Source organism: Streptomyces iranensis (assembly GCF_017874715.1).
Classification (GTDB): domain Bacteria; phylum Actinomycetota; class Actinomycetes; order Streptomycetales; family Streptomycetaceae; genus Streptomyces; species Streptomyces iranensis.
In genome coordinates, this window is the sequence record NZ_JAGGLR010000046.1 from 1 (window position 1) to 17772 (window position 17772).

A 17772-nucleotide genomic window follows, 5' to 3' on the forward strand; every position below is an offset into this window, starting at 1 on the left:
GCGTCCGGCGCATCCGGCGTGTCCGGCGCCGGTTCGTCCGGGGCGCCGGGTGGAGCCGGTGTACCCCGCGCAACTGGTGCGCCCGGTTCGTCCGGTGCGCCCGGCGCCGGTTCGCCCGGGGCGCCGCGTTCGGCCGGTACACCCGGCCCAGCCGGTACGCCCGGCGCAGCCCGTGCCGCCCGCACGGCCGGTGCGCCCCGTGTCGTCGCGCCTCGCCCGCCCGGCGATATCGACCCTCCTCCGAGCGACACCCTCCACACGCTCAATCTGCGCGCCCAGCGCGCCGCGAGCGCGGCGCCCGCCCGTCCTCGCTCGCTCCTCCCCCGTCTCGTCGTGATCGTCGACGACTTCGACGCGCTGGTGGCCCCGGCCCTCGGCAGCCCCGGTCGTCCGGCGTCCGGTTCGGTCGTCCGGGCGCTGGAGGCGATCGCCCGTGACGGCGACCGTCTCGGGGTGCATCTGGTCGTGGCGTCCGGCCGTCCGGACCGTACGGCGGACACGGCGGCCGTCGAGCGGGCCGCGCTGCGGATCGCCCTGGACGCGCGCCCGCTGAACACCGCGACGCCCGCACACGCGAGCGGCCCCGCACGCGCCGCCCACGCCACCCGCCCCACACACCCCGGCGAGCCCGAAAGGCCCGATACATCCCCCGCCGCATCGACACGCTCGGTCACCTCCGCCCCCACCGCCCCCGCCGCCGCAGCCGCCCCGGGCGGTGACCCGGCACCGGGCCGTGGGCGGCTGTTCCGCCCGGATGACGCCGCCGGAACGCCGTTTCAGGCGGGCCGGGTGACCGGACGGATACCGCGCACCGCGACCCAGCGGCCCACCGTCGTACCGCTGGAGTGGCGGCGGATGGGCGATCCGCCCGCTCGTCGGCCGCTGCGCGAGCTGGGGAACGGCCCCACCGACCTGGCACTTCTCGCCAGTGCGCTGCAGCGCGCCGCGCAGTCGGCGGACGCCCCCACCGCACCCGCGCTGATCTGACCGGCCCCGCTCGCCGCCGCCCGCGCCCCGCCCGATACCTGTCCGATACCTGTCCGATTCCCGCCCGATTCGCGCCCCGTTTCGCGCCCGTTTCGCGCCAGTTCCCGACCGCTGCCATCGCCCCTGGCCGAGCTTCCGAGCCGTTCCGGCCATCCTCCCGTCTGTCCCACCTGCCCCGTTTCACGGCCGACCCTTCATCACGGCCCGGTCACGATCCGTGAGTGAACGCCGGACGCAGTATTGCCACGTTCGGTGACCGGGCGTAGGACTACTCAGCACGGACACGGCCGCGCGGGGGCGGCCGGCATCGGAGGGAACACGGGGATGCACGTATCGCTTCCTGCGAAGCGTTCGACACGAGCCGCGGTGGCCCTGCTGGCGGCGGGAGCACTCATGCTCACCGCCGCGGGCTGCGGCGGCGACGACGGAGACACGGTCAGCGGCGGCCCACCGCCCAACACCGTGAAACTGCCGAATCTGAAAGGGCAGAAACTCCAGGTCACGGCGGTCTGGACGGGCACCGAGCAGGAGAACTTCACCAAGGTGCTCAAGGAGTTCGAGAAGCGCACCGGCGCCAAGGTCTCCTTCGTACCGAGCGGTGACGACATGGCGGGCTTCGTCGGCTCGAAGATCGCGGGTGGCGCTCCGCCGGATGTCGCGATGGTCGGACAGGTCGGCGTCATGCGCGAATTCGCCCAGAAGGGCTGGGCCAAACCGCTCGACGCCACCGCCAAGGCCGAGTTGACCAAGAACTTCGCCAAGGGCTGGCAGGATCTCGGCTCGTACGAGGGCAAGCCTTACGGGGTGTATTTCAAGGCCAGCAACAAATCCCTGCTCTGGTACAACACCTCCGCGTTCGACTACGCGGGCGCCAAGGTGCCCAAGACCTGGCAGCAATTCCTGGAGCAGGCCCAGCTGGTCTCCGACTCCGGCACCGACGCGGTCGCGATCGGCGGCCAGGACGGCTGGACGCTCACCGACTGGTTCGAGAACGTCTATCTCTCCCAGGCGGGCCCGGAGAAGTACGACCAGCTCGCCCAGCACAAGATCAAGTGGACCGATCCGTCGGTGAAGAAGGCGCTCGAGACGCTCGCCGAGCTCTGGGGCACCAAGGGCCTGGTCGCGGGCGGCCGGGGCGGCGCGCTCCAGACCGCGTTCCCGGACTCCGTCACCAAGGCGTTCGGCAACAAGTCCGAGCCGGACGCGGGCATGGTCTTCGAGGCCGACTTCGTCGCCGCCAACGTCGCCGACGCGGGCGCGGAGCTGGACCAGGACGCGAAGGTGTTCCCGTTCCCGGCGGTGGGCGACGACGCGCCGGTGGTGACCGGCGGCGACGTCGGCGTGGCGCTGAAGAACAGCAAGGCGGCGCAGGCGCTGCTCACCTTCCTCGCCTCGCCCGACGCCGGGACCATCTGGGCCCAGTCCGGCGGGTTCATCTCGGCGAACAAGAACGTCAAGTTCAGCGCCTATCCCAATGCCTCCATGCGCAAGATCGCACAGGCCCTGATCGCGGCGGGCAATGACTTCCGGTTCGACATGTCCGACCAGGCGCCCGCCTCCTTCGGCGGCAAGCCGGCACAGGGCGAGTGGAAAGCGCTCCAGGACTTTCTCAAGAACCCGAGGAATGTCGAAGGCATCCAGCGCCAGCTGGAGCGGGATGCCGCCAAGGCGTACAAGAACTGACGACTCGACCGGGAGAACCACATCATGTCGACCGCGACAGCGGACGGCGCGGCCACACCTGGCCGGGCGTCGTCCTCCCCACCGGCCAACCGGCCGAGCGCAAGCAAGCGGAAGAGCCTCATGGGCACCCGGCCCTGGCTGGCGGCGGTGTTCCTGCTGCCCGCCCTGGTGCTGCTCGGGGCGCTCGTCGTCTATCCGATCGCCTACTCCGTCTACCGGAGCTTCTTCGACGCCTCGGGCAATGGCTTCGTCGGCCTGGACAACTACCAGGAGATGTTCTCCGACGACGCCACCAAGACGGCCATCAAGAACAACGTCATCTGGCTGATCCTGGCCCCGACCGTCTCCACCGCCCTGGGCCTGATCTTCGCCGTGCTCACCGAGAGGATCCGCTGGGCCACCGCCTTCAAGCTGGTCGTCTTCATGCCGATGGCGATCTCGATGCTGGCGGCGGGCATCATCTTCCGGCTGGTCTACGAGCAGGACCCGGACAAGGGCGTGGCCAACGCCATGTGGGTGGGCGTGCATGACTCCTTCAGCGAGTCGCCGCCGTTCCCCGGCGCCCATCCGCGTCCCACCGCCGGGCTGACCGAGGCGTCGAACGGCTCATTCACCACCAAGGACGCCGTGCGCGCGGGCACGCCCGCCTCGCTGCCGCTGGTCGCGGCCAAGCGCGGGGACATCAGCGGGGCGCAGGACGCCAAGGCCGCCAAGGCCGAGCCCGGGAAGATCACCGGCACCGTCTGGTTCGACTTCACCCGGGGCGGCGGCGGCGAGCAGGGCACCATCGACAAGGGCGAGAAGGCGATGGCCGACCTCAGGGTGGAGGCGGTCAAGAACGGCAAGGTGGTCGCCAAGGCCACGACGGCGGCGGACGGCACGTACACCCTCCCCGCCAAGGCCGAGGGCGCCCAGCTGCGGCTGCCCGCCTGGAACTTCTCCGAGCCGTACAACGGCGTGGACTGGCTCGGCCCGTCCCTCGTCACCCCGGCCATCATCGGCGCGTACGTCTGGATCTGGGCCGGTTTCGCGATGGTGCTGATCGCGGCGGGGCTCGCGGGGGTGCCACGCGAGCTGATGGAGGCCGCGCGGATGGACGGCGCCAATGAGTGGCAGGTCTTCCGGCGGATCACGGTGCCGATGCTGGCGCCGGTGCTCTCGGTCGTCGTCGTCACGCTGATGATCAACGTGATGAAGATCTTCGACCTCGTCTACATCATCGCGCCCGGCCCCTCCCAGGACGACGCCAACGTCCTCGCCCTCCAGCTCTTCCAGTCGTCCTTCGGCACCGACGTCAACCAGGGCCTCGGCAGCGCGATCGCCGTGCTGCTGCTGTTGCTCGTGCTGCCCGTCATGTTCATCAACATCCGCCGGATCCGAAGGGAGAGCCGCCGATGACCAGCGCGGACACGGTCGTACAGGCGAAGCAGTCCCCGGTCGCGCGGATCGCCGCCCGCGCCGGCGGCGGGGCCCTGCGGGTCGTCCTGCTCCTGGTCGGCCTGTTGTGGCTGATGCCGACCGCCGGACTGCTGCTGTCCTCCCTGCGGGACCCGTCGGAGGTGGACCTCTCCGGCTGGTGGAAGGTCTTCACCGACCCCGGACAGCTCACCTTCAGCGGCTACGACAATCTGCTGGGCAACCAGCAGATCACCGACTCCCTCTGGACCACGCTCGCGATCACCGTCCCGGCGACCCTGCTGGTCGTCGTGATCGGCGCCCTGGCCGGTTACGCCTTCGCCTGGATGGACTTCCCCGGCCGCGACGTCTGGTTCCTCATCGTGGTCGGCCTGCTGGTGGTCCCGATCCAGGTGGCGCTGATCCCGGTGGCCAAGCTCTTCGGCGAGATCGGCATCTTCCAGACCACCACCGGCGTGGTCCTCTTCCACACCGCCTTCGGCCTCCCCTTCGCGATCTTCCTCCTCCGCAACTTCTTCGCGGAGATCCCCCGCGAGCTCCTGGAGGCCGCCCGCCTGGACGGCGCGGGCGAGCTACGGCTCTTCCTGCGCGTCGTCATGCCCCTCGGCGGCCCGGCCATCGCCTCGCTGGGCATCTTCCAGTTCCTCTGGGTCTGGAACGACATGCTGGTCGCCCTGATCTTCGCCGACAGCGGCAACCCCCCGATCACAGTCGCCCTCCAGCAGCAGGTCCGCCAGTTCGGCAACAACATCGACATCCTCGGCCCCGGCGCCTTCGTCTCGATGCTGATCCCGCTGGCGGTCTTCTTCGCCTTCCAGCGCCAGTTCGTGGCGGGGGTGATGGCGGGCGCGGTGAAGTAGCGCCCCCGAACGACGGGCGGCCCGGCACCCCATTCAGGGGGCACCGGGCCGCCCCTTTACACCTCACGACGCACCGCACTCCGCCCAGACTGTCTTACCAACGGGGATACGCCGGGTCGTCCCCCAGCGAGTGGCCAGCAGATCCACCAGGAGCAGCCCACGGCCCGATTCGTCATCGGCCGTCAGAGCCGACGGAATGGCCGGGAGACGGTCCTCGCGAGCGTCCGAGACCTCGATACGGATCGTCCGCGACGAGGGCGTGCAGGCGAGGCGGAGACGGAAGTCCCGCCCGGGTACGCGGCCGTGCCGTACGGCGTTCGAGGCCAGCTCCGCCACCAGCAGGGCCACCGTGCAGGACGCGTCCGACGCAGGCGGATAGCCCCACTCCTCCATCCGCCGCACGGCAAGCCGCCGGGCGAGGCGCGCGCCGCGCGGTGTAGCCGGGAACTGCTGGGTGAGCTCCCGGAGTTCGGGTTCGGGGTCCGGCGCCGTGGTCGTCTTCAGCACGGTGTTGTCCATTTCCGTCCGATCGATCTTCCGTACGATTCGCACCGTGTGCGCATCGTGACGTTCCGTGCTCAAGGATCGTGTCGTGGGTCTACGCTCGAAAGGCCATGACGCTTTACCTTTCAGGCCGTAAGGAACGGAAGTGATGTTTTGGCCAGAGAAGTTGATCCTCGCTCATCGATGGCGGCGCTCTTCGGATCCCGGGTCCGCAGACTGCGTACGGCCGCCGGTCTGACCCAGGCCGAGTTAGGCGCGCGCACGCATGTGGTCAGCACCCGGATCACCCAGATCGAGCGCGCGTCCGGGGCGAAACCGACGTTCGAGCTGGCCCGGACGCTCGACTCCGTCCTCGAGGCGGACAGCCTGCTCGTGGACATGTGGCCGTACGTCTACCGGGAGGCGTTCCCGGACTGGTCGCGGGCGTTCATGGCCTACTCGGAGCGGGCGGTGTCCATCAGGCAGTACGCGGCACATGTGGTGCCCGGTCTGTTGCAGACCGAGGACTACGCGCGGGCTGTCCTGCGCGTTGGTCTGTCTCTCACCAGCGACGAGCAGTTGGAAGACCGGGTGGACGCCAGGCTCAGACGACAACAACGCCTCACTTCACCCGACCGTCCTGAGCTGTGGGTCGTCCTGGACGAGGCGGTATTGCGGCGTCCGATCGGGGGCAGGGCCGTCATGCGGGAACAGTTGGCCAGGCTGCTGGACGCTGCCATGGACCCCCACATCACCGTGCAGGTACTGCCTTTCGACCAAGCGGAACACGACGTGATGGGCGGGTCCCTGACCGTGCTGACGTCCCCCGACGAAACGGAAGTGGCCTACACCGAAGGCGCCCACTACGGCCAACTCATCGAAGAACCAATGGACGTCAGGCGCTTGGCACTGTCCTACGATCGGCTGCGGGCAGCATCCCTGCCCCCGCTCATGTCGCTCGACATGATCCGGTCCGTGATGGAGGGCAACCACCGTGGAGCGAGTGTCCCGTCCCGATCTGAACGGCGCCGCGTGGCGCAAGAGCAGCTACAGCAACCAGGAGGGTGGCGACTGCGTAGAGGTGGCCGACGGCATACCCGGCGCCGTCCCCGTCCGTGACAGCAAGCGGCCCGACGGCCCCGCGCTGGTCTTCCCGTCAGGTTCCTGGGCCGCCTTCATCGATGAGCTGAACAGTTGGGAGCCTGGCTGTCCGAAATAGGCTCTTCGGCACACGGAACCTCCCCCGGGCACCGCACATCTTCCGGTGCGCAGGCGCGCACTGACTTCGCGCGCCGATTCGTATGCGAGGGGACCCAAAACTTCATGAACAGCAAGCTGACCGCCGTGGCCCTTGCGGCCCTCGTCGTCGCGGGGACTGCCGCTACGGCCATCCCGGCCTCGGCCGCCACCGCCAAGGCCGCGCCGACCCGCTGCCACACCGCCGACCTGAAGGCCGGTTTCGCCATGGGGGAGGACGCGAGACCGGAGATGGAGCAGACCGAGAAGCAAACCCAGGCGCACATCTGGTTCACCAACAAGAGCACGCGCACCTGCACCCTGTCCGGCTTCGCCGGTGTCGACATGATCGGCGCTCAGGGGACCGACGGCACCTGGTCGCTGGCGCGCTCCTCCGAGAAGCCCGAAAAGATGACCCTGGAGCCGGGAGACACGACGGACTTCAGCATCACCCTGCTCCCGGTGGCCGGGTCCACACCGCAGAAGGAGAAGTTCGTTCCGGCGAAGTTCCTGGTCACCCCGCCGAACGAGACGGAGCACTTCACCCTGAAGTGGCCGTTCGGCGGCCAGATCCTCAAGCAGGACGGCGCCACCCACCCGGCCACCTACCTCAACCCGGTCGGGCTGTAACCAAGCTGGACAGCCGCTGAGCTTCCCTTCAGCGTCGCTGGTGGCCACCGCGGAACCCCTCGGAGGGTGGCGCGGTGGCCACGTCCGACACGCGGCACGCCCGGCCTTGGGGCCGGTCAGCGCACCATTCGTCGCCACTCGCGAGTTGCCCGGCCGCACTCTCGTCGGCCCCGTCCTGGAGGCTCTGCCCGCGCAGCAGGAACCACGCCCCGACCGCCGTCGCGAGCAGCACCACCGCACCCACACCGCAGGCGATCCGCAGACCGTCCACGAATGCCTCCTGCGCCGAGGCGAGGAGCCCTGAGGCGAGGCCGGACGGCAGATGGGTGGCCGAATCCACCGCGCCGCCCAGTGACTCGTGGGCGGCGGCCTCCACATCCGCCGGCACGCCCGAGGGCGTGGCGAAGCCGCGGTAGACACCGGTGACAACGGAGCCGAGGAGGGCGATACCAAGCGCCGCGCCGAGCTCGTAGGCCGTCTCGGAAACGGCGGACGCGGCGCCCGCCTGCTCCTTGGGGACGCTGGAGAGGATCACATCCGCGGTGACCGTGAACGAGAAGCCCGCGCCGGCACCGACGACCAGCAGCACCGGGCCGAGCACCGGGAAGCCGGTGTGCGCGGTGAGGAAGACCAGCACGGCGAGCGCCACGCCGATGGCCGCGAGCCCTCCGGCCACGATCGCGCGGACGGAGTAGCGGCGGGCCGCCGCGCCCGCGACGAGCCCCGCCACCACGGCGCCGATGGCCGCGGGCAGTTCGGCGAGTCCCGCCTGAAGCGGTGTCCGCCCCTGGACCAGTTGCAGGAACTGCGACAGGAAGAAGACCAGACCGGACAGGCCCAGGATGGTGAGCAGGTCGGCCAGGACCGCACCCGAGAAGCCGCGGTGCCGGAACAGCCGCATGTCCAGCAGCGGTGCGGGGAGGGCGAGTTGGCGCCGGACGAACGCCAGCAGCGACAGGGCACCGGCAATACCGGCCGCGATCGCCATCGCACCGGTGTGGTGCGCGGCCATCTCCTTGACGCAGTAGACGATGCCGATCATGCCGACGAGGGAGAAGCCGACGCTGGGCAGATCCCAGGGGCCGGGGTCGGGGTTCTTCGACTCCGGCAGCAGTCTGACGCCGACGAGGACGAGGACAGCCATCACGGGCAGGTTGATGAGGAACACCGATCCCCACCAGAAGTGCTCCAGCAGGAATCCGCCGACAACCGGTCCGACCGCCGCGCCCGCCGATGCCGCGGCGCCCCAGATGCCGATGGCGACACTGCGCTCCTTCGGATCGAGGAAGAGGTTGCGGATGAGGGCGAGGGTCGACGGCATCAGTGTCGCGCCCGCGACTCCGAGCAGCGCACGGGTCGCGATCATCATCTCGGGCGAGGTGGCATACGCGGCCAGCAGCGACAGCGCGCCGAAGGCGGTGGCGCCGACAAGGAGCAGTTTCTTGCGGCCGATGCGGTCGCCGAGACTACCCATGGACACCAGCAGACCGGCGATGACGAACGAGTAGACATCGCCTATCCACAGCAGCTGATTGCCGGTCGGCTCCAGGTCCTCGCTGAGGTATGGCGTGGCAAGACCGAGGACGGTCGCGTCAACGGCCACGAGCAACACGGCGAGGATGAGCACCGACAGGGCAAGCCAGCGGCCCGGAATCCCCTTCACTTCTCCACAGTCCGAATCATCCCTCCGAGCAGCAGCTCGGAGACCATGTGACCCGCGTCCTTGGACGCGATCCTGCCTTCCTGGGCACTCCAGCCCGAGGCGGCGATGAGGGCGTACAGCGCCTCGGTCAGCCAGGCCGGCGTCAGATCGAGCCGGATCAGCCCCAGCTCCTGGCCGCGCCGGAACAGCGCACCCACATGTTCGTCGATGCGCTCCCAGCCCTCGTTCATGGCGGTGGACTCGAACAGCTGGTTCTCGCCGTAGAGGAAGGCCAGGAAGCCCGACACCGGAAGCGCCTCGGTGACCAGGCGCCGCACCGCGTCCACGGGGTCCCCCTCGTCGATCCGTGCAGCCGCGAGCCGTTCCTCGACAAGCTGCACGCCGAGTACGCCGAGCGCCTGGACGAGGGCGTCCCGTCCGGCGAAGTGCCGGTGCAGGGTGGCGCGGCTGATACCGGCGGACTTGGCGATCTCGTCCATGGAAGCCGTGGCCTTGCGGGCGAGCAGATCGGCGGCGGCATGCAGGACGTGTTCACGATCAACAGGCATGAGACGAGAGTAACCCATACGAGACATGAATGTCTCACACGGTACGATCGTGTGTTGATCGAGCCGAAGCGGCATGCTTGACTTCGAGCGCGCTCCAAGTCCTAGTTTCGGAGGTCTTCGTCAGGGCACTACCGCCCGGTCCGCCGGGCAGGAGGAGTATCCGCGCATGATCACCCGAACCACGCTCGGCTCGCCCGGTCTCACCGTCAGCGCGATGGGCCTGGGGTGCATGGGGATGAGCGAGAGCTATGGCGCCGCCGACTGGGACGGCGGCCTGGCCACCATCGGCCGGGCCCTGGAGCTGGGCATCACGTTCCTGGACACCGCCGACGCCTACGGCACCGGGCACAACGAGGTGCTGGTGGGCCGGGCCATCCACGGCCGCCGGGACCAGGTGCAGCTGGCCACCAAGTTCGGCATCGACCGCAGTGCCGGCGACCGGGCACGCCACATCCGCGGTGCCCGGGACTACGTGCTGCGCTCCTGCGACGCCTCGCTGCTGCGGCTGGGCGTCGAGGTGATCGACCTGTACTACGCCCACCGCCCGCCCCAGGACGTGGAGATCGAGGAGACCGTCGGGGCGATGGCCGAGCTGGTCGAGGCGGGCAAGGTCCGCCATCTGGGCCTGTCCGAGGTCGACGGCGAGCTGCTGCGCCGGGCGCACGCGGTGCACCCGATCACCGCGGTGCAGAGCGAGTACTCGCTGTGGACCCGCGACGTCGAGGCGGTCACCCCGGTGATGGCCGAGCTGGGGGTCGGGTTGGTGCCGTACTCGCCGCTGGGGCGGGGGTTCCTGACCGGCGCCCTGGACCGCTCCACACTGGGCGAGAAGGACTTCCGGCGCACCAACCCCCGCTTCGCCGGAGAGGCGGGCGAGGCCAACGAGAAGATCGCGCAGACCGTGCGCGAGGTGGCCGACCGGCTGGGTGCCACCCCGGCCCAGGTGGCGCTGGCCTGGGTGTACGCCCAGGCCGAGCGGCTCGGGGTGGCGGTGGCGACCATTCCGGGCACCCGCAGCCCGACCCGGCTGGAGCAGAACGCGGCCGCGCTGGAGCTCACCCTGGACGCCGAGGCGCTGGCCGCGCTGGACCCGCTGAGCGACCAGGTGACGGGCGAGCGCTACATCCCCGCGCACACCGCTGAGGTCGCTCGGGGTTAGCCGGTGGGCTCGACGCGCACGACGGCCAGCTCGACGACGTCGTTGACGTCGCGCCCACCAGTGACCTCGCCGGTCACGAACAGCCGGGGTCGGGTCAGGCGTCGCGTCGCTCCGCGGCCCGCTGGGACTCCTCGACGACGCGGCGCAGCGCCGCCACGTGTCTTTCGAGGGCGGCGCGTCCGGTCGGGGTGAGCGCGAGCCAGGTTCGGGGGCGTTTGCCCACGTAGCCCTTCTTCACCTCGACGTAGCCCCGGGTCTCGAGCGTGCTGACCTGCTTGGAGAGCGCGGAGGGCGACATTCCCACCGATTCGCGCACCCATCCGAACTCGGCCCATTCCACGCCCACCAGCAGCGACACGATCGACAGCCGCGTCGGGTCGAGCAGGGCGGTGTCGAAGTCAGCGGGATCCATAGGTGCCGCCGTCCAGGCCGCTCTTGCCGTCGCCTCGGAACGCCAGGGAGTTCATGGCTCGCTGCAGGTTGCGGCCGAAGAGGATGAGAGTGGCACCGATCACCGCGCCCACCACCGTCCCTGTGTACGGGAACGGCCCGTGCGGCAGAAAGCGTGTGGCGAGGAAGCAGATCACCGCCACGGCGACCATCACCAGTTGGGCCAGCCGTACGAAGCGCGGGGAGATTTCGTCCCTGCGCACGCGGGTGGGCCGGCCCAGGAGGGCGCCGCCCCGGGGGGTCCGCAGCATCACCATGTACACCAAGGAGAGTACGGCGATCGCCATGGAGATCCAGGAGCGCACATCGTCGCCGACGAAGTCGGGTGCCGCCATTTGGGCGAAGATCGCGACGCCGAACACGACGCTGACCCAGCGGGATTCCTGCTCCGAGGCGCGGGCTTGGTCGCGGCGCCGCTCGACGTCGCGCAGTGCGCGGGCGGCCTCGGCGGGCGGGGTCATACGCTCGGACATGGGGTACCTCCAGGTGGTGCTTGGCTACGCTCCAGCAGAACTAGTTTCCTGAGAGGAAACTAGTTTCTCTCAGAGGGGTAGTCAACCGGCAGGACAGTCATGTCCTGGACCTCATGAGGGCTGGCATTGGGCCGAACGGGGGGCTTTTGCGGGGGGCCTCGCCATGGCGTCGTCCCATTCGGTGGGCGTTCAGATGATGGTGTGAGGAACCATCCGTGCCGCTTCGACCGATGGGATCCGCCGTGCCCCGGTTCAGCGTCATCGTGCCCGCATACGAGGTCCAGCCGTATCTGAGTGACTGTCTGCGGTCCGTGCTGGAGCAGGACTTCACGGACCTGGAGCTGATCGCGGTCGATGACCACTCGCCGGACGCGTGTGGCGCGATCATCGATGAGGCTGCCGAACGGGACCCGCGGGTGCGGGCCGTGCACCTGGCGGAGAACGCGGGCCTCGGGCGGGCGCGGAACGCCGGGATCCGGCGGGCCACCGGGGACTATCTGCTCTTTCTCGACGGGGACGACACCCTCGCCCCCGGCTCGCTGCGCGCCATCGCCGACCGGCTGGCGCGGACCGGCGAGCCGCAGCTGCTGGTCTTCGACTACGCGCGGGTGGACTGGACGGGTGACGTCGTACGGAACGTCCGGGCCGAGCTGCTCCGGGAGGGGGATCCCGGACGCGTCCGGCAGGTCTTCCGGCTCGATCAGCGGCCGGAGCTGTTGCGGCTGCTGATGGTCGCCTGGAACAAGGCGTACCGCCGGGACTTCGTCCACGCGGAGGGCTTCGCCTTTCCGCCCGGGTTCTACGAGGACACGCCCTGGACCTTTCCCGTGCTGCTCAGCGCCCAGTCCATCGCCGTCCTGGACCGGGTGTGCGTCCACTACCGGCAGCGGCGGCGCGGCGGGATCCTGCGCACCACCAGCCGGCGCCACCTCGATGTGTTCGAGCAGTACGACCGGGTGTTCCGGTTTCTCGACGCCAGGCCCGAACTGGCCCACTGGCGCCCGGCGCTGTTCCGGCGGATGGTCGACCACCTCGGCGTGATCGCCGCCGCGCCGGACCGGCTGCCGGTGCGGGCCCGGACCGAGTTCTTCCGCCGGGCGGGTGCGCATCACCGCCGCTACCGGCCGCACGGCGCGGCCACCCCGCCGGGGCGCGCCCGGTGGCGGTGTCTGCTGCTGCGGCTGGGTGCCCGGTGGGCGTTTGAGCTGCTGCGGGGTGGCGATCGGGGGTGGCGGAGTGTCCACGAATGCGCCCGCGCGGCGTACGGGCAGGCGCGCGCCGCCGCGCTTTGGGCGCATTACCGGGTGCGGCTGTGCCTCCCTCTCGATCCCCGGCTCGCCGTCTTCGCCGCGTACTGGCACAAGGGCTACGCCTGTCATCCGGCGGCCATCGAGGCGAAGGCGCGCGAGCTGGTGCCGGGGGTGCGCACCGCCTGGATCACCACCCCCGAGTACGCCCACACCCTGCCGCCAGGGGTGCGACGGCTGCACCCCGGTTCGGCCGCGTACTGGACGGCGCTGGCCCGCGCCCGCTTCCTCGTCAACAACGTCAACTTCACGCCGGGGATGCGGAAGCGACCCGGACAGATCCATCTCCAGACCCACCACGGCACCCCGCTCAAGCACATGGGCCTGGATCTGCGGGACCGACCGGCCGCCGCCCGCGGCATGGACTTCGGCAAGCTGCTGGAGCGGGTGGACCGCTGGGACTACAGCCTCTCCGCCAACCGCCACACCACCCTGGTCTGGGAGCGGGTCTACCCCTCCGGCTACACCACGCTCCCCTACGGCTCGCCGCGCGACGACGTCTTCCAGCACGCCACCGAGGACGACGTGGCCCGGCTGCGCGCCCGGCTCGGCATCCCCGCGGGCAGCGTCGCCGTGCTGTACGCGCCGACCCACCGCGACTACCAGCGCCGCCCCGTGCCCCGGCTGAACCCGGAGCGGGTGGCCCGCGCGCTGGGGCCCGGGTTCACGCTGCTGGTCAGGCCGCACTACTTCCACGCTCCGGACGGGGCGATGGGGAGTGCGGGCCGCCGGGTGCTCGATGTCTCGGGGCACGGCCGGGTGGAGGAGCTGTGCCTGGCGGCCGACGCGCTGCTGACGGACTACTCGTCCATCATGTTCGACTACGCCAACCTCGACCGCCCCATCGTCATCCACGCCGACGACTGGGACGCCTATCGCGCCGCCCGCGGCACCTACTTCGACATCACCGCCGCCCCGCCCGGCCCGGTCTCCCGCACCGAGGACGAGCTGATCGCCCTCTTCACCACGGGCGCCTGGTGCGGTCCGCGCTCGGCCGCCCTGCGCGCCGCGTTCCGGGCCCGCTTCTGTCCGTACGACGACGGGCGAACGGCCGAACGCGTGGTGCGCCGGGTGTTCCTCGGCGAGCACCCCGAACTGCTGCCGCCCGTCGTCCCGCTCGCCGAGCGCCGTCCCGCCCCCGCCGCCGTACGCACCATCGCGCACGGTCCTGACCGGCCCGTCGAGGCCCGGACGGCGCCACGGGCCGGGGCCGTGCGCACCCCACCAGCCGCCTCACCCCCGCCCACACCCGCACCTCCGCCCACACCCGCACCCACACCCGCATCCGCATCCACACCCGCACCCGCACCCGCATCCACACCCGCACCCGCATCCGCCGCCTCACTCCCCCACCGGAGCCGCCCCACCAGCCCCCGCTAACCCCCGCGCCCCGCCCCACCCCGACTCGACGCGCCCCACCCCGCCTCGACGCGCCCCGTCCCGACGCCCCGACCCAGGACGCACGATGCCCCTCACCGCACCGCCCGCCGCCCCCCGCCCCTGGCTCGCCGACCCGCCGCCGCTGGTGCGCGGCTACCGGCGTACGGTCCCGCTGCCGCTGCGCCGCGCGGTCGTCTCCATGACCGGCCCCGGGCTGCGCCGGGCGGCCATGCGGGGCCTCGGCGGGCTGTCGGCCGCCTCCGGCACGCTGCGGCTGCGCCGGGCGCGGCGGCGGATGCGCCGGGCCGGACTGCTGGCCGGGTCCGGCCGGATGGTGATCGCCGACCGGCGGGGCGGCACCCTCGTGGCGACCCTGGCCCCCTCCCCCACCCCGCTGTTCGCGCGCGCCGAGAATCTGCGGCTGGTGTGCGAGGCCCTGGACCGGGCCCGGATCGACCACTTCGTGGTCCGCTGCTACAGCAACGTCGGCTCGGCCGTGGGCGTCCGGGCCGATCAGCGGGCCGAGGTGGTCAAGGCGCTGGCCGCGCTGTGCGCCGAGGAGGCCGGGTATGTCTCACCGCCCCCGCTGCGCGGCCACCCGGCGACCCCGCCCCGGCTCGGCGGTACGCGACGGTCCTGGCGGCGGCTGGCCGCCGCCCCCGTGGTCCGCTTCACCCGCTTCCACACCGGGCCGGGCGGACGGCTGGTCCTCGGCCCTGCGCACGGCTGCGACATCGAGTTCTGGGAGCCGGGCGGGCAGGACGAGGAACGGGTGCTCATCGCGCCGCGCTTCAACCGCACCACCGCGTCCGTACCGCTCGTGGGCGAGCCGGTGCGCGCCCCCGACCAGCTGTTCACCCGGCTCGCCCCGCCCATCGGCTGGCAGCCGGGGCCGCTGGTGCGCACCCGCCCGGAGTTCCTGACCCGGCTGCCGGACGAGGTCCGCTTCCCCATCGACGTCGTCTACACCTGGGTGGACGGCTCGGATCCGCAGTGGCAGCGGCGGCGGGCGGCCCTCGCGGGCACGGGCTACCACGCGCAGGCCGCCAATGCCGCCCGCTACGCCAACCGCGACGAACTGCGCTATTCGCTGCGCTCGCTGTACCTGTACGCCCCCTGGGTGCGCCACATCTACCTGGTGACCGACCGTCAGATGCCCGACTGGCTGGCCGAGTCACACCCAGGGGTCACCGTCGTGGACCACCACGACATCTTCGACGACCCCGATGTGCTGCCCACCTTCAACTCCCACGCCATCGAGACCCGGCTGCACCACATCGACGGACTCGCCGAGCACTTCCTCTACTTCAACGACGATGTCTTCCTCGGCTCGCCGGTGACTCCGCAGGACTTCTTCCTGGCCAACGGCGTCTCCAAGTTCTTCCCGTCCCGCGCGCTGATCCCGCTGACCCCCGTGGGCCCCGGCGACGTGCCCGTATCGGCGGCGGGCAAGAACAACCGGGCGCTGCTGGAGGAGCGGTTCGGCCCGGCCGTCACCCAGAAGATGAAGCACACCCCGCATGCCCTGCGCACCAGCGTGCTCGCCGAGATCGAGAAGGAGTTCCCCGACGCGGTCCGCGCGACCATGGCCAGCCGGGTGCGCTCGACGTCGGACATCTCCGTACCGTCCTCGCTCCACCACTACTACGCGTTCCTCACCGGGCGCGCGATCCCCGCCCATCTGCGCTACGACTACTTCGACCTGGCCCAGCCCACCATCCGCACCCGGCTGGCCAGACTGCTGCGGGCCCGCCACTGCCAGGCGTTCTGCCTCAACGACACGGTCTCCTCCGAGCACGACCTCGAAGACCAGCTGGCGTTGGTCCGCCCCTTCCTCGACGCCTACTTCCCCCTTCCCAGCCCGCTGGAGCGGGCCGTCACCCGACAGGAGACGCGGCAGCCATGCCCCTCGCCATCACCCTTCCCCTGAACCCGGACGTCCTCGAGGCGGGCGGGCCGTATCCACGGGCGCTCAATGTGCTCAGCCGCAAACAGACCGCCGTACAGCGGCAGTTGCGGCGCGCCGGGCTCGCGGGCTACGAGCCGACCACCCAGGCCACCTTGCTGGCCCTGGCCCAGCAGGCGCCCGAGGGCAGCGCGGTGTACGACATCGGCGCGCACATCGGGCTGTACTCGGCGCTGATCAGCGCGGTGTACGGGGACGGCGGGCGCGGGCCGCGGGCCATCGCCTTCGAACCGACCCCGGAGACGGCCGCGCTGTGCCGCCGGATCCGGGAGTGCAACCGGCTCGGCTTCGAGGTGCAGCAGACCGCGCTGGCCGATGAACCGGGCACCGCCGAGCTGTACTTCTCCCTCAAGTCGGAGTCTTCCAACTCGCTGAACCCGGCCCACCGCCGGCACACCGAGTCGGTCACGGTGCCGGTCACGACGGTCGACGCGTTCACCGGGGAGCGCGGTCTCGCGCCCCATCTGATCAAGATCGACGTGGAGACGCTGGAGGCGGCGGTGTTGCGCGGGTCGTACGACACGATCCGGCGCCACCGGCCGTGGATCGTGTGCGAACTGCTCCCCGGCGCCGACCACAACGCGCTGCGCACCGCCCTGGCGCCGCTGACCGCCATGGACTACGGCCTCCACCCGATCACCCCGGAGGCGCCCTGGCACCGCTACGACGAGACCACGTACCGGTCCGCGGTGAGCGGCCAGTGCCGCGACTGGCTGCTGGCGCCGCGGCCGCTGACGCCCGCCTTCCACCGGGTGGTGCGGCGGTGGCTGATCGCGATTCTGGCGTGCGACGAGACGACGAACATCATCACGACCGACAAGGCGTCCTTCCCCTACGGGTGGAACGCGCCGTACCGCTCGCCGCGGGGTGCGGTGCGGGTGCCCCGCACGGGCCCGCGCGGGGCGGGGCGCGTCCCGCTCACAGGTCTGCTGCGCCTGGCGGGCGCCGCCGCTCTGGCGCGCCGCGCCGTCGTCCCGGCCCGGCGGGCGCCCGGTGCGCAGGCCACGGGGAGCGGGGCGCTGCGGGGGTGAGTGGTGGGGCGGGGGCACGAGGGGTGGCTCTTCCCCACCCCGCCCCTTCCTGAAAGAGGGGGCTCCGCCCCCTCACCCCCGCCGGGGCTCCGCCCCGGACCCCGGAGCGGGTCACTGCGCGCGGGAGCGCTTACTGACGGCGCTGGCCCAGGATGCAGAACTCGTTGCCTTCGGGGTCCGCCAAGACGACCCACGACTGATCGCCCTGGCCGATGTCGACTCGCTGTGCGCCGTGCGCCACCAGACGAGCCACCTCGGCGTCCTGGTCATCGGGCCTGAAGTCGAGATGCAGTCGGCTCTTGGCCTTCTTGCTCTCATTGATCCGGACGAAGTCCAACCCTGGCACGCGATCCGGCTCCGGGCGGATCTCGAACTCGTCATCGGAGGAGTGGACCACGACCCAGCCGAGAGCCTCGGCCCACCACTGCCCCAGGGCCACCGGATCTTCCGAATGAACGATTACCTGTTCCCATTCCAAGGTCATCCGCAGAGCTTAGCGT

General features: G+C 71.0%; 16 protein-coding genes and 1 pseudogene. 11 read left to right on the forward strand and 6 right to left on the reverse strand.

The window, feature by feature from the left end; genetic code table 11:
* From J2Z30_RS48015 to J2Z30_RS48030, 4 genes and pseudogenes are all read left to right on the forward strand, one after another.
* Positions 1-987 (forward strand): annotated as a pseudogene (locus tag J2Z30_RS48015) (hypothetical protein); the annotation flags it as partial.
* Positions 988-1311: 324 nt separating this feature from the next.
* Positions 1312-2670, forward strand: a complete 1359-nt coding sequence (locus J2Z30_RS48020) for an ABC transporter substrate-binding protein (protein ID WP_044574454.1) — start codon at positions 1312-1314, stop codon at positions 2668-2670.
* A gap of 24 nt (positions 2671-2694) precedes the next feature.
* Positions 2695-4068 (forward strand): carbohydrate ABC transporter permease, encoded by a 1374-nt coding sequence (locus tag J2Z30_RS48025; RefSeq protein ID WP_044574453.1) that lies wholly within the window; start codon positions 2695-2697, stop codon positions 4066-4068.
* Positions 4065-4946, forward strand: coding sequence for a carbohydrate ABC transporter permease (locus tag J2Z30_RS48030; RefSeq protein WP_044574452.1), 882 nt, complete (start codon positions 4065-4067; stop codon positions 4944-4946). The genes J2Z30_RS48025 and J2Z30_RS48030 overlap by 4 nt, the downstream gene beginning before the upstream one ends.
* Positions 4947-5009: 63 nt before the next feature.
* On the opposite strand, the gene J2Z30_RS48035 is transcribed toward J2Z30_RS48030, so the two are convergent.
* On the reverse strand, positions 5010-5465 hold the full coding sequence (locus tag J2Z30_RS48035; RefSeq protein ID WP_044574451.1) for an ATP-binding protein: 456 nt from the start codon (positions 5463-5465) through the stop codon (positions 5010-5012).
* A gap of 168 nt (positions 5466-5633) precedes the next feature.
* Here J2Z30_RS48035 and J2Z30_RS48040 point away from each other — a divergent pair, with 168 nt between their 5' ends.
* From J2Z30_RS48040 to J2Z30_RS48045, 3 genes are all read left to right on the forward strand, one after another.
* The gene (locus J2Z30_RS48040; protein WP_044574450.1) at positions 5634-6548 is read left to right on the forward strand and encodes a helix-turn-helix domain-containing protein; all 915 of its coding nucleotides are present in this window, start codon (positions 5634-5636) and stop codon (positions 6546-6548) included.
* On the forward strand, positions 6511-6648 hold the full coding sequence (locus J2Z30_RS50590) for a DUF397 domain-containing protein (protein ID WP_308280287.1): 138 nt from the start codon (positions 6511-6513) through the stop codon (positions 6646-6648). Before J2Z30_RS48040 ends, J2Z30_RS50590 begins: the two co-directional genes overlap by 38 nt.
* 104 nt (positions 6649-6752) lie before the next feature.
* The gene (locus tag J2Z30_RS48045; protein WP_044574449.1) at positions 6753-7295 is read left to right on the forward strand and encodes a DUF4232 domain-containing protein; all 543 of its coding nucleotides are present in this window, start codon (positions 6753-6755) and stop codon (positions 7293-7295) included.
* A gap of 28 nt (positions 7296-7323) precedes the next feature.
* Here J2Z30_RS48045 and J2Z30_RS48050 read toward each other — a convergent pair whose 3' ends face one another.
* Positions 7324-8958 carry an MFS transporter gene (locus J2Z30_RS48050; protein ID WP_078956846.1) on the reverse strand — a complete coding sequence of 545 codons (1635 nt, stop codon included), beginning with the start codon at positions 8956-8958 and terminating at the stop codon, positions 7324-7326.
* Positions 8955-9506 carry a TetR/AcrR family transcriptional regulator gene (locus tag J2Z30_RS48055; protein WP_044574448.1) on the reverse strand — a complete coding sequence of 184 codons (552 nt, stop codon included), beginning with the start codon at positions 9504-9506 and terminating at the stop codon, positions 8955-8957. Before J2Z30_RS48055 ends, J2Z30_RS48050 begins: the two co-directional genes overlap by 4 nt.
* A gap of 166 nt (positions 9507-9672) precedes the next feature.
* Here J2Z30_RS48055 and J2Z30_RS48060 point away from each other — a divergent pair, with 166 nt between their 5' ends.
* On the forward strand, positions 9673-10665 hold the full coding sequence (locus J2Z30_RS48060; RefSeq protein WP_044574447.1) for an aldo/keto reductase: 993 nt from the start codon (positions 9673-9675) through the stop codon (positions 10663-10665).
* Positions 10666-10759: 94 nt separating this feature from the next.
* On the opposite strand, the gene J2Z30_RS48065 is transcribed toward J2Z30_RS48060, so the two are convergent.
* Positions 10760-11077, reverse strand: coding sequence for a winged helix-turn-helix domain-containing protein (locus J2Z30_RS48065; RefSeq protein ID WP_044574445.1), 318 nt, complete (start codon positions 11075-11077; stop codon positions 10760-10762).
* A complete protein-coding gene (locus J2Z30_RS48070; RefSeq protein WP_044574443.1) occupies positions 11064-11588 on the reverse strand; it encodes a hypothetical protein in 525 nt (174 codons plus the stop codon). The genes J2Z30_RS48065 and J2Z30_RS48070 overlap by 14 nt, the downstream gene beginning before the upstream one ends.
* 242 nt (positions 11589-11830) lie before the next feature.
* Between J2Z30_RS48070 and J2Z30_RS48075 the strand changes: the two genes are divergently transcribed.
* The 3 genes from J2Z30_RS48075 to J2Z30_RS48085 all read left to right on the forward strand — a co-directional run bounded on the left by J2Z30_RS48075 (position 11831) and on the right by J2Z30_RS48085 (position 17272).
* Positions 11831-14275, forward strand: a complete 2445-nt coding sequence (locus J2Z30_RS48075; RefSeq protein ID WP_078957370.1) for a bifunctional glycosyltransferase/CDP-glycerol:glycerophosphate glycerophosphotransferase — start codon at positions 11831-11833, stop codon at positions 14273-14275.
* Between the two features lie 85 nt (positions 14276-14360).
* A complete protein-coding gene (locus J2Z30_RS48080; RefSeq protein WP_044574439.1) occupies positions 14361-16205 on the forward strand; it encodes a stealth family protein in 1845 nt (614 codons plus the stop codon).
* The gene (locus tag J2Z30_RS48085) at positions 16178-17272 is read left to right on the forward strand and encodes an FkbM family methyltransferase (protein ID WP_044574436.1); all 1095 of its coding nucleotides are present in this window, start codon (positions 16178-16180) and stop codon (positions 17270-17272) included. The genes J2Z30_RS48080 and J2Z30_RS48085 overlap by 28 nt, the downstream gene beginning before the upstream one ends.
* Before the next feature lie 130 nt (positions 17273-17402).
* On the opposite strand, the gene J2Z30_RS48090 is transcribed toward J2Z30_RS48085, so the two are convergent.
* Positions 17403-17756, reverse strand: a complete 354-nt coding sequence (locus J2Z30_RS48090; protein ID WP_044574434.1) for a VOC family protein — start codon at positions 17754-17756, stop codon at positions 17403-17405.
* Between the last annotated feature and the right edge of the window lie 16 nt (positions 17757-17772).

Bases quoted from the DNA above. Each gene is read 5' to 3' on its own strand.
- J2Z30_RS48030 (WP_044574452.1), top strand. From the start codon at position 4,065: ATGACCAGCGCGGACACGGTCGTACAGGCGAAGCAGTCCCCGGTCGCG.
- J2Z30_RS48065 (WP_044574445.1), bottom strand. From the start codon at position 11,077: ATGGATCCCGCTGACTTCGACACCGCCCTGCTCGACCCGACGCGGCTG.
- J2Z30_RS48080 (WP_044574439.1), top strand. From the start codon at position 14,361: ATGCCCCTCACCGCACCGCCCGCCGCCCCCCGCCCCTGGCTCGCCGAC.
- J2Z30_RS48090 (WP_044574434.1), bottom strand. From the start codon at position 17,756: ATGACCTTGGAATGGGAACAGGTAATCGTTCATTCGGAAGATCCGGTG.
- J2Z30_RS48035 (WP_044574451.1), bottom strand. From the start codon at position 5,465: ATGGACAACACCGTGCTGAAGACGACCACGGCGCCGGACCCCGAACCC.
- J2Z30_RS48025 (WP_044574453.1), top strand. From the start codon at position 2,695: ATGTCGACCGCGACAGCGGACGGCGCGGCCACACCTGGCCGGGCGTCG.
- J2Z30_RS48085 (WP_044574436.1), top strand. From the start codon at position 16,178: ATGCCCCTCGCCATCACCCTTCCCCTGAACCCGGACGTCCTCGAGGCG.
- J2Z30_RS48040 (WP_044574450.1), top strand. From the start codon at position 5,634: ATGGCGGCGCTCTTCGGATCCCGGGTCCGCAGACTGCGTACGGCCGCC.
- J2Z30_RS48020 (WP_044574454.1), top strand. From the start codon at position 1,312: ATGCACGTATCGCTTCCTGCGAAGCGTTCGACACGAGCCGCGGTGGCC.
- J2Z30_RS48060 (WP_044574447.1), top strand. From the start codon at position 9,673: ATGATCACCCGAACCACGCTCGGCTCGCCCGGTCTCACCGTCAGCGCG.
- J2Z30_RS48045 (WP_044574449.1), top strand. From the start codon at position 6,753: ATGAACAGCAAGCTGACCGCCGTGGCCCTTGCGGCCCTCGTCGTCGCG.
- J2Z30_RS48070 (WP_044574443.1), bottom strand. From the start codon at position 11,588: ATGTCCGAGCGTATGACCCCGCCCGCCGAGGCCGCCCGCGCACTGCGC.
- J2Z30_RS48055 (WP_044574448.1), bottom strand. From the start codon at position 9,506: ATGCCTGTTGATCGTGAACACGTCCTGCATGCCGCCGCCGATCTGCTC.